Origin of the sequence: Nostoc sp., from assembly GCF_041747015.1 — a bacterium.
GTDB lineage: Bacteria > Cyanobacteriota > Cyanobacteriia > Cyanobacteriales > Nostocaceae > Nostoc.
Genome location: NZ_JBGTFY010000244.1, coordinates 93,228 through 102,320 on the forward strand (window position 1 = coordinate 93,228; position 9,093 = coordinate 102,320).

The following is a 9,093-nucleotide window of genomic DNA, read 5'->3' on the forward strand; positions in this document are numbered from 1 at the left end:
CCGTTTTAACGGACTTTAGCTATCAGAAAAGGAACTTTAGTTCTGGGCGGTTTATGCCTAGAATGAAATAGCCCTGCATGGCGAGCCATCATTCGCTCCACTCAAGAACACTTTTGTAGCAGCATTAGCCCAACATCTCTTCACGGCTACAATCAACTTAAGACCCAAAGGTTTGCTTCATTTTTGAAATAAGCTTCGAGATGGACTCCCCGTGAATAATAGAACCATGCATTGTTGCAAGGTACTTAATGGGTAGATTCTCTATTGCCTCAATCCCGCGAGTGAAGCTTTTGCCTTCAGACATAAATCCTAATTTTTGCTGAAACTTGATGATAGATTCTGTAAGATCCTTTTCGGTAACTGGTTCCTCGAACTGACCAGGATGAGCCGCAAGATCGGAACAAAAAAGGATCTCCTCTTGCGGCTGATAAAATACACAACTCTCCCATCCATGAGGGAAATGAGGAGTTTCAATCAGGATAATATCTCTTTTGCCAAGGGAAAGAGCAAAGTTATTTTTAAGAACCGTTGTTGGTCGCAGTGCAAAGTCATCGATGTTCGATTGATTCAGAGGACTCACAATTGTTTTCGCTTGCGGAGCTACTTCAAGCCACTGATTAAGCGCTCCGCACTCATCAGCCTCAAGGTGACAAAAGCCAATGTAATGAAGTTTTGAAGCATCGCAGACAGATGAAACAAGCTGATAAGTTTGCTCGAACCAATTTGAGCGACCCGTATGAATCAGCATCGGGCGCTCATCAAGGATGAGGAATTGACTGAAAACAAACTTTTTATTATTTGAGATAGAGAGCTTATATATATTAGGAACTATCTCATCGATCCGCGTGAACTTAGCATCGAAATGCGTAAACATCATATTTAGGGGTAAAAAAACATCTGGCATTTTTTCCCAAAGTCCAAAAAGTTAAAGCTGCTGAAATCGGGGAATTAGGCAGCAACTCAACTCATGTTACTACCTAATAGCTGTAGGTCTGGGTAGTTCATAGATTAGAATAAGACTTGCTCATGAGGTGTTAATCAACCTCTCAAGTTGAAGCTTGTACTGTGATTATGACTGATCTACCACCCAACGCTCAGAATCCCGAAGAAAATGCTACCAACGATGTAGCACAAGAATTACTGCGAAAGCTGAGGCAAAAACAAGGCAACTGGGTGGAATGGGGAATAGCGATCGCCTCGTTGCTAAAAGCCGGTTACAATCCCCAAGAAATTTTTGAGGCGACTGGATTTGAGCCAATTCAACAAAACCAGGTGGTTGTAGGTTCCCAAGTTTACAATTCTTTGGAAAACTCTGGAGTATCGGCAGCCACGCGATCGCACTATGCCACGCGCGGCAGTGATGTGTTGTACGAGCTGCGTTTGCTCACCCAAGAAGAACGCGCTGCCACTGCTGAACTGATCTTTGTTCAGAAACTCGACGCTGATGAAGCGCGGGATGTGGCAAAAGTAATTAAAGAGTTTTCCTATTTTCGTATTTTGCCAGAAGGGTTTTCTGCCCATCCTGGAGATGCCGTTGCTCACCAAGTTTGGAAACTGGCACGCCAAAACAGTGATTTACAACAGCGATCGCGCCTAATTGCCAAAGGTTTACGCTTTGCTCACACGCCAGCAGCAAGGCAAAAAATCGAACAGTTACTAACTGATTTTACTACCGTTCCTCAGCGTCCAGCTCCAATTTTACCCTTTTACCGTCTGGAATCTGAAGAACAATTACCTCGAATCGTCCCGGTAGTAGGCGAGTTGCCGTTGTCACGGCAAGACTTGCAAGCTGTACCTATAGTGACCGAAATTGAACCATTTCGGATGGTTAAGTTTTCTGGAGAACAAGCTTGGGTGTCGTTACCAGGTTGGCAAGTGCTGCTGGCGGCAGAAGATCCAGTAGTGATTTTAGCGAATAGCGATCGCTTCCCCATCCAAAACCAAAGCCGAATAGAACTCGTCGTCGTAGTGGTAGATCGTGCCCAACGACAATGGGATGCCTCCAGCTACTTTGTCGTTGAAAAGGGTGGTGAATTAGATTTTCAGTGGTTTGAAACTGAGCCAGAAATTCCTCTACTAGGAGAAATTTTGATCATTGTGCGTCCGAAGAAAATTTTGGATGAAGAATTAACTAAGGATTCCTGGCAGATTGACGAATAAATTTAATTTTAGACAGGACTAACGCCGTAATCTGATCTATTAAGACCATCCAAACAACGGATAATATGGGGCATTGGTTGAATGTTCTGTTTAGCTAATGCCGCCAATTGCTTTAAGGAGACTTAAGCAGAGCAACGCATTGCCCATTGGTGTCAACTTAAGCTAAAAATTGCTTATCTTTTGGCTTCCACGCTTGCCCAGAAATGAATTTCAGGGCTAATAGCCAAAGTCTATAGTTATCAAATTTTAAATAAATTTTCAAACTATTTTTAATAGAAAGTGCCGGTGACTACCGCCAAAAAGTCAATGATTCGGAATCAGCGTCGATGTGGCAGAGTCTTGCTTTCAAATCAAACTATAAAGCAGCTTATTGTGTAGCTGCTTGTCCAGCAGGAGAAGATGTGATTGGTCAATTTTTGAAGAATAAAAAAGGGTTTGTTCAAGAAGTAGTTCGACCTTTACAAGATAAGGAAGAAACTATCTATGTGGTTCCAGGTTCCGATGCTCAAGACTACGTAGTACGTAGATTTCCCCACAAGAAAGTCAAGCAAGTTAGCAATGGCATTCGTCCTGATTCTATTCAAGGGTTTCTCTTCGGGTTGCCTCTGTTGTTTCAAAGGAATCAATCAGTAAATCTGGATGCTATCTACCACTTCACATTCACAGGTAAGGAGGTATGTCAAGCGACAGTAATAATTAAAGATAAAACAATTCATGTGGAAAATAGTCATATTGGAACAGCCAATATTCAGATTATTGCCGACAGCTATACCTGGCTGAGGTTTCTAGCTAAGGAACAGAATATTGTTTGGGCTATAATCAGGAGGAAGATTCGTATTCGAGGATCATTGTGTTTACTTCAGGCTTTTGGAAAATGTTTTCCCTCGTGAATAACTGCGATCGCAGATTTGTGATAATTGAGCTAATACGAAGTAAACAAATAATTGAGGAATGATAATTGTTTGTAGTTGCGCTTTAGCGCTAAAGCGCAACTACAAACCTATCAAAGCAAAATTGACGGACTACTATTAGCAATCTAGTAATTTGAGATTAATAATCACAGAAGATTATTTATATCTGCGGTTTGGGAATTACATTTAATATCTATTCAAAATATAAAATTTTAATATGTCAGACTCTAAATTTACTGTTCCTGTGGCTCAAGAATCACTCCACTCAGAATTGTCTGAGCGATCGCCTATTCTTTCTTTGCGGGAGAAAATTCTCGCAATCCGCAATGGTTTACGCCCTGGACAACAGCAAATGGCTGACTGGCAATCTGGGCCTTTGGCAATTTCTGCCGTTCCTGGTGCAGGCAAATCTACTGGTATGGCGGCGGCGGCGGCGATCGCGATCGCCCGTCAGTATGAGCGTTCATCCTCCCGCCGTCACTTGGTAGTCGTTACTTTTACTCGCTCCGCTGCTGCCAATATTAAAGCGAAGATTCGCAAAGACTTAAAGAAATTATCTCTACCTCAGACGGGATTTTTTGTTTATACGCTACACGGTTTAGCATTGAATATTGCCAGTCGCCATCCTGATTTGTCGGGTTTGCAGTTAGAAAATGTCACATTAATTACACCAACTCAAAGTCATCGCTTTATCCGAACAGCTGTAGAGCAATGGATTGCGAATAATCCAGAACGTTATTTGCGCTTATTAGAAGGTCATCAATTTGACGGAGAAGAAACAGAAAGGTTACGTCGCCAATCGGTGCTGCGAACAGAAGTATTACCAGAATTGGCTAATACGGTAATTCATGAAGCAAAAAGTTCTGGGATATCGCCAGAATTGTTACGGGAGTGGAGTAAACAAACCACAGACGAATATGTAATTTTGAGCGTAGCGGCAGGGTTATATGAGCAATATCAAAACTTAATGCGATCGCGTGACTTCATCGACTACGACGATATGATTTTAGCCGCACTGCGCGTTTTAGAAAATGACAGCGCTCGTCGCATTGAGCAAAACCAAGTTTTCGCCGTCTTTGAAGACGAAGCCCAAGATTCTAGTCCATTACAGACGCAGCTTTTAGAAATTTTGGCGAGTGATACAGACAATGGGGATAACTCGTCACTCAACTTAGTACGAGTTGGCGACCCCAACCAGGCGATTAACTCCACCTTTACCCCAGCTGATCCGATTTATTTTCGGCAATTTTGCGAAGAGTGCGATCGCATCAAGCGATTGGCAACGATGGATCAAGCCGGTCGCAGTACCAGAATAATTATTGAAGCTGCTAACTTTGCCCTCAAATGGATCAATAGTCAACAGTCAGCAAAAACAAATAACAGACAACAGACTACTTACAAACCACAATTACCATTTCGCTTGCAGACAATTCGCCCTGTTGAAGTTGGTGATCCGCAAACTAACGCCAACCCAGCACCAGTAGGACGAGGACTAGAACTTTATACCCCGCGTGATATTCATCACACCCTAGAATTGTTGTCTCAAAGAGTGATTGAGTTATTCGGCGAAGACCCAACACAGAATAGTGCAGCGATTTTAGTGCGAGAAAATCGCCAAGGAAGATGGTTAGCAGAGGCTCTAACTACTGTGTGTAAAGAGTGTAAAATTATACTTTATGATGTGGGAGAACGCGATCGCCGTTCCCATGTTCCCCAAGAAATTTTAGCATTACTCCAATTTTGCGATCGGCCCCACTCCCCCGATTATCTCAAAGCTGCACTAGAAGCATTAGTACAGCGCCAATTAATTCCTACCCAAGACCTCAACGCCCTTGCTAGCTTGCCAGAAGAGTTTTTGTATCCTGGCCCCCTAGCAGCACCGCAGTCAGAGTCAGTACAAAAAACCGCACGTTTATGTCGCAATTTACTCCGCGCTCGGTTGGAATTGCCCCTATACCAGCTAATTTCTTTCCTCGCCTTGACGTTAAATTATGACCAAGCAGAATTGGCAACTGCTGACAAACTCGCAGAACGGGTAAACCAGCAGATAGCTAGCAATAGTTCGATGGGGGGAATGCTGTCAACTTTAAGCGAAATCGTCAGTTCCGAAAGGTTTGAACCAGTGGAAACTGAGGATTCGGAAGAGCGGTATACTCGTCGTGGTCAACTGACCATTATTACCATGCACAAAGCCAAAGGGCTGGATTGGGATTATGTTTTTATTCCCTTTCTGCACGAAAACTTGATTCCTGGGAGATTTTGGGTTCCTCCCCAAAGCCAGTTCTTAGGTGACTTTACTTTATCAGAAGTAGCCCGTGCCCAAATTCGCGCTACTCTCCATGAAGAGTCTATTATACCAGATGTGACTCAGGCATGGGAGGTGGCAAAGCACTTGAAAATATCTGAAGAGTATCGTTTACTCTATGTTGCTATGACACGGGCAAAGCGTTTAGTGTGGATGTCTGCGGCGCAGAAGGCTCCCTTTACTTGGAGTAAACCGGAGAATTTACAAGAACAAGCACCTTGTCCGGTTTTTCCAGCATTAAAGCGTCAGTTTCCTGAATGTGTAGTGAATTTAGGAGCCTTGATTAAATAAGCATTCGTGGCTGGTTATAGGCAACCCTTACCACCGAGGATTTTCCATAATTAATGCCTCTGCTGCCGAACTATTTAATGGAACAGAGAAAAAGTATCCCTGTCCATATTCACAGTTCAACTTTCTTAGAAGTGCTAGTTGCTCTTTTGTCTCTACTCCTTCGGCGAGTACATCCACACCCAGCTTGTCTGCCAATGTGACAATTATCTCAATAATTTCTACATTCTTACTATTAGTACCCATCGGGCTGATGAAAGAACGGTCAATTTTCAATACACTAATTGGAAAGTTATAAAGACGACCTAATGAGGAGTAGCCCGTACCAAAGTCATCAATTGATAACTCAATGCCCATCTCTCGAAGTTGTAAGAGTGCGGCAGTTGCCTTATCGCTATTTTCCACAATTATGTTTTCAGTAACCTCTAGCATTAGAGTGCCAGCATCAAGACCAGTTGAATGCAAAATTTGCCTAATCTGCTCAATCAAATCCGGTTGAAAAAATTGCTTGAGGGAGAGATTAACACTTATTTTCTCTAGTAAGTTGGAACGATGGCACACCCGCCAAGCTTGCATCTGGCGACAGGCTTCATACAATACCCAGTTGCCAATGGAGAAAATTAGTCCAGTTTCCTCTGCCAAGGGAATAAAATCTGCTGGATTAAGCAAACCACGCTCTGGATGTTCCCAGCGCAACAGAGCCTCAAAACCTAAAATAGAGCCATTGGTAAGCGAAACAATCGGTTGGTAATAAACTTCAAACTCAAGGCGTTCTATTGCTTGGCGCAAATCGGTTTCTAACTGCAATTTCGCCAAAGTATTAGCATACATATCTGAGTTGAATAGCTCATAACGCGCTCTGCCCTGCACTTTGGCTCGGTACATTGCTGTATCAGCATCTCTCAGCAGTTCTTCTGGCTGTTCATAATTTACGGTCGAACTCAAGGCAATGCCAATACTTGCCGTTATGAAAACTTCTTGTTCATCAAGCTCAAAGGGTAACGCCAGTTCCTGTTGAATCCGTTCGGCTACTGTGATGGCGTCTGACACATCTTGGATTCCCTCAAGCAGGATTGTAAATTCGTCTCCCCCAAGCCGTGCGGCTGTATCTATAGAACGTACACACACTTTTAGCCTACTTGCAGTAGTCAGCAGTAATTGGTCTCCATTTAAGTGTCCAAGACTGTCATTGATCGCTTTAAATCGATCCAGGTCGATAAATAATACAGCAAATAGATAATCTGAATGGCGTTTTGAATAATTGATTGCATGCCTTAAGCTGTTCATAAATTCAGCGCGGTTTGGCAGACCTGTCAGCGCATCGTGAAACGCCAAGTGCAGCAGTTGCGATTCGGACTGTTTACGCTCTATAATTTCAGTCAGCAATTTCTGATTTGCTTTTACCAATTCCGCTGTCCGTTCCGCCACCCGTATTTCTAACTCATCCTTAGCTGGATGCAACATTTCTTGGGCTTTTTTACGTTCATTGATGTCGCACAGTAGCCAACGCCAGCCAACTTTCTTTCTTTGTAAGTCGTACACCGCAGATGCCTTAATATTAACAGGAAAAGGCGTTCCTCTCCGTGGCTGTACGTTAATTTCCCAGTTTAGGAACTCCTGCAAATTGTTTATTTGAGAGCTAAAAAACTGACGGTCTTGTTGAGCAATAAAGACAATTAATAGTTTACCTGCTAGATACTTTTGGCGCACACAGAGTAAAGTTGCTGCTGCACGGTTAGCCTCTTGGATTGTCCCGGCGGTATCAGTTACTAAATAACCATCGGGAGCAAACTCAAACAATTCTTGATAACGCTGGCGCTCTTTTTCTACTGCTGCTCGTGTTACATCTAACTCTTCGGAGGCTGTTAATAATTCTTCCACTACCGTGTGGAGTTCTTCAAAAACCTCTGTTATTATCTCTTGTTGTGAGTTTGGCTTAATCGTACTACTTTGCAATAGTCGTTGTACGTGTGAGCGTAATTTCTCTATGTGTTGGCTAAATCCATCTACGTTCATATTACTTAATTAACAAAACTATGAACCGTAGCTGTAAAACAAGATAGCAGGGTAAGCAAACCCCATGCCTTTCTCGAAACTTCAAGTCCTGTTGAGTAGGGGAGCATCGGGTTTCTTGCGAAAGCAGACAGGTTGTAAATAAATATAGCAGAACTTGCTTGCTTAATAGTTAAAAATTTATCGATAACATTTCTAGTATTGTTAGAGCCAATCAATTATCTTGGCATTCTCTGGCAATGTAGCGTCTCTTTGCCCAGCAGTACGCGCCCTAGCAGTGAACAAACCAATGGGAGTATTTAAAAAATCTACAGGAGTCGCTCTACCTGCGATTGCCTTCTTAATATCTCTTGGTACTTCCTTTAATAACCAACGTAATAAGCGATAGCCGCATTCTTTGAGTGTAATCTCTCGCATCAAATCTACACCGTGTAGTTCGTGTAGGTAGCGATTTGAGCGTCCATACCGCCGCCATTGACTTTGCAGTTCTTTAAGTGTGGCACGATGGCGGTGCTGAACGATCGCCTCTGGGACAAATTCCAAACGCCCAATGTTTTCCTCTAAAATCCGCCAGCAAATGTCTGCATCACCTCCAGTAGTAAGATAGGGGCGAAATAAACCCGCTTTTTCTAAGGCGATGCGTCGAATCGCTAAATTAGCGGTTTGACCATAGGGACGAAAGGAATGGGCAAGGGTATGTTTTTGCGATAGAGTTTCTTCACGGTCTGCGTGTTGTTCTAACAGAGTTTTGCCTGGTAGCGCCAAAATTTCACCAGCGACCATTACCACTTCTTTGTTGACAAAAGGTTTAATTAATGTATCTAGCCATTGCGGTTGCGGACGACAATCAGCATCGGTAAAAACTATAATTTCGCCTACAGCCGCACGAATCCCAGTATTACGAGCAGCATAGGAGCTTTGAATGTGGTTTTCGCTTAACGGGTGAATTGTAATTGGGCAATTTTCGGCAGATGTTTTGAGGATGGTGAAAGTGCGATCGCTACTGTTATTGTCCACCAATAAGTACTCTACCCGGTCTTTTGGGTAAGTTTGAGATAATAGACAATTGATCAAATGTAGTAAATCTGTCTCACCGTTATAAATAGGAATAACCACCGACACCATTGGCAAAAAGCTGGTGACGGTGGTTGTATTAACTGGTTGATGATTCATAAATCTGAAACTTTGGAGATAGGATTACTAACTAGTATTCCCAGAATTCAGCAGTCAGAATTAATTAGTGAGAGATTGGGACTCACGACTTTCTTATTGACCAGTGACATACTCCTACACTGATTGCAAGCAATACAGTGTAGGCTTCTCAGCGACTCCCGGTATCCCGTCGGACATTAACTGAGCTTTGCTTATACTGCACGTCATGCCCTGGCGCACAGTTTGTAGCTTGCTTCCCCGTTC

General features: G+C 43.0%; 6 protein-coding genes. 3 read left to right on the forward strand and 3 right to left on the reverse strand.

Translation table 11 applies throughout. The features are described from left to right. Positions 1 to 157: 157 nt before the first annotated feature. Positions 158 to 904 (reverse strand): hypothetical protein, encoded by a 747-nt coding sequence (locus ACEW80_RS20215; protein ID WP_373528303.1) that lies wholly within the window; start codon positions 902 to 904, stop codon positions 158 to 160. A gap of 167 nt (positions 905 to 1,071) precedes the next feature. On the opposite strand from ACEW80_RS20215, the gene ACEW80_RS20220 reads away from it, so the two are divergent. The 3 genes from ACEW80_RS20220 to ACEW80_RS20230 all read left to right on the forward strand — a co-directional run bounded on the left by ACEW80_RS20220 (position 1,072) and on the right by ACEW80_RS20230 (position 5,667). Then, entirely contained in the window at positions 1,072 to 2,160 is a 1,089-nt protein-coding gene (locus ACEW80_RS20220) for a RuBisCO accumulation factor 1 (protein ID WP_373528304.1), read from the forward strand. A gap of 326 nt (positions 2,161 to 2,486) precedes the next feature. Next, positions 2,487 to 3,050, forward strand: a complete 564-nt coding sequence (locus tag ACEW80_RS20225) for an SCP2 sterol-binding domain-containing protein (RefSeq protein ID WP_373528305.1) — start codon at positions 2,487 to 2,489, stop codon at positions 3,048 to 3,050. 238 nt (positions 3,051 to 3,288) lie between these two features. After that, positions 3,289 to 5,667, forward strand: a complete 2,379-nt coding sequence (locus ACEW80_RS20230) for an ATP-dependent helicase (RefSeq protein ID WP_373528306.1) — start codon at positions 3,289 to 3,291, stop codon at positions 5,665 to 5,667. 27 nt (positions 5,668 to 5,694) lie between these two features. Here ACEW80_RS20230 and ACEW80_RS20235 read toward each other — a convergent pair whose 3' ends face one another. Together ACEW80_RS20235 and ACEW80_RS20240 are read right to left on the reverse strand one after the other, a co-directional pair. Further along, positions 5,695 to 7,680 carry a putative bifunctional diguanylate cyclase/phosphodiesterase gene (locus ACEW80_RS20235; RefSeq protein WP_373528307.1) on the reverse strand — a complete coding sequence of 662 codons (1,986 nt, stop codon included), beginning with the start codon at positions 7,678 to 7,680 and terminating at the stop codon, positions 5,695 to 5,697. Between the two features lie 201 nt (positions 7,681 to 7,881). Further along, a complete protein-coding gene (locus ACEW80_RS20240; protein ID WP_373528308.1) occupies positions 7,882 to 8,850 on the reverse strand; it encodes a glycosyltransferase family 2 protein in 969 nt (322 codons plus the stop codon). Positions 8,851 to 9,093: the final 243 nt, after the last annotated feature.

Coding starts and splice junctions, on each gene's coding strand:
- ACEW80_RS20215 (WP_373528303.1), bottom strand. CDS start 904: ATGCCAGATGTTTTTTTACCCCTAAATATGATGTTTACGCATTTCGAT.
- ACEW80_RS20235 (WP_373528307.1), bottom strand. CDS start 7,680: ATGAACGTAGATGGATTTAGCCAACACATAGAGAAATTACGCTCACAC.
- ACEW80_RS20225 (WP_373528305.1), top strand. CDS start 2,487: ATGTGGCAGAGTCTTGCTTTCAAATCAAACTATAAAGCAGCTTATTGT.
- ACEW80_RS20240 (WP_373528308.1), bottom strand. CDS start 8,850: ATGAATCATCAACCAGTTAATACAACCACCGTCACCAGCTTTTTGCCA.
- ACEW80_RS20230 (WP_373528306.1), top strand. CDS start 3,289: ATGTCAGACTCTAAATTTACTGTTCCTGTGGCTCAAGAATCACTCCAC.
- ACEW80_RS20220 (WP_373528304.1), top strand. CDS start 1,072: ATGACTGATCTACCACCCAACGCTCAGAATCCCGAAGAAAATGCTACC.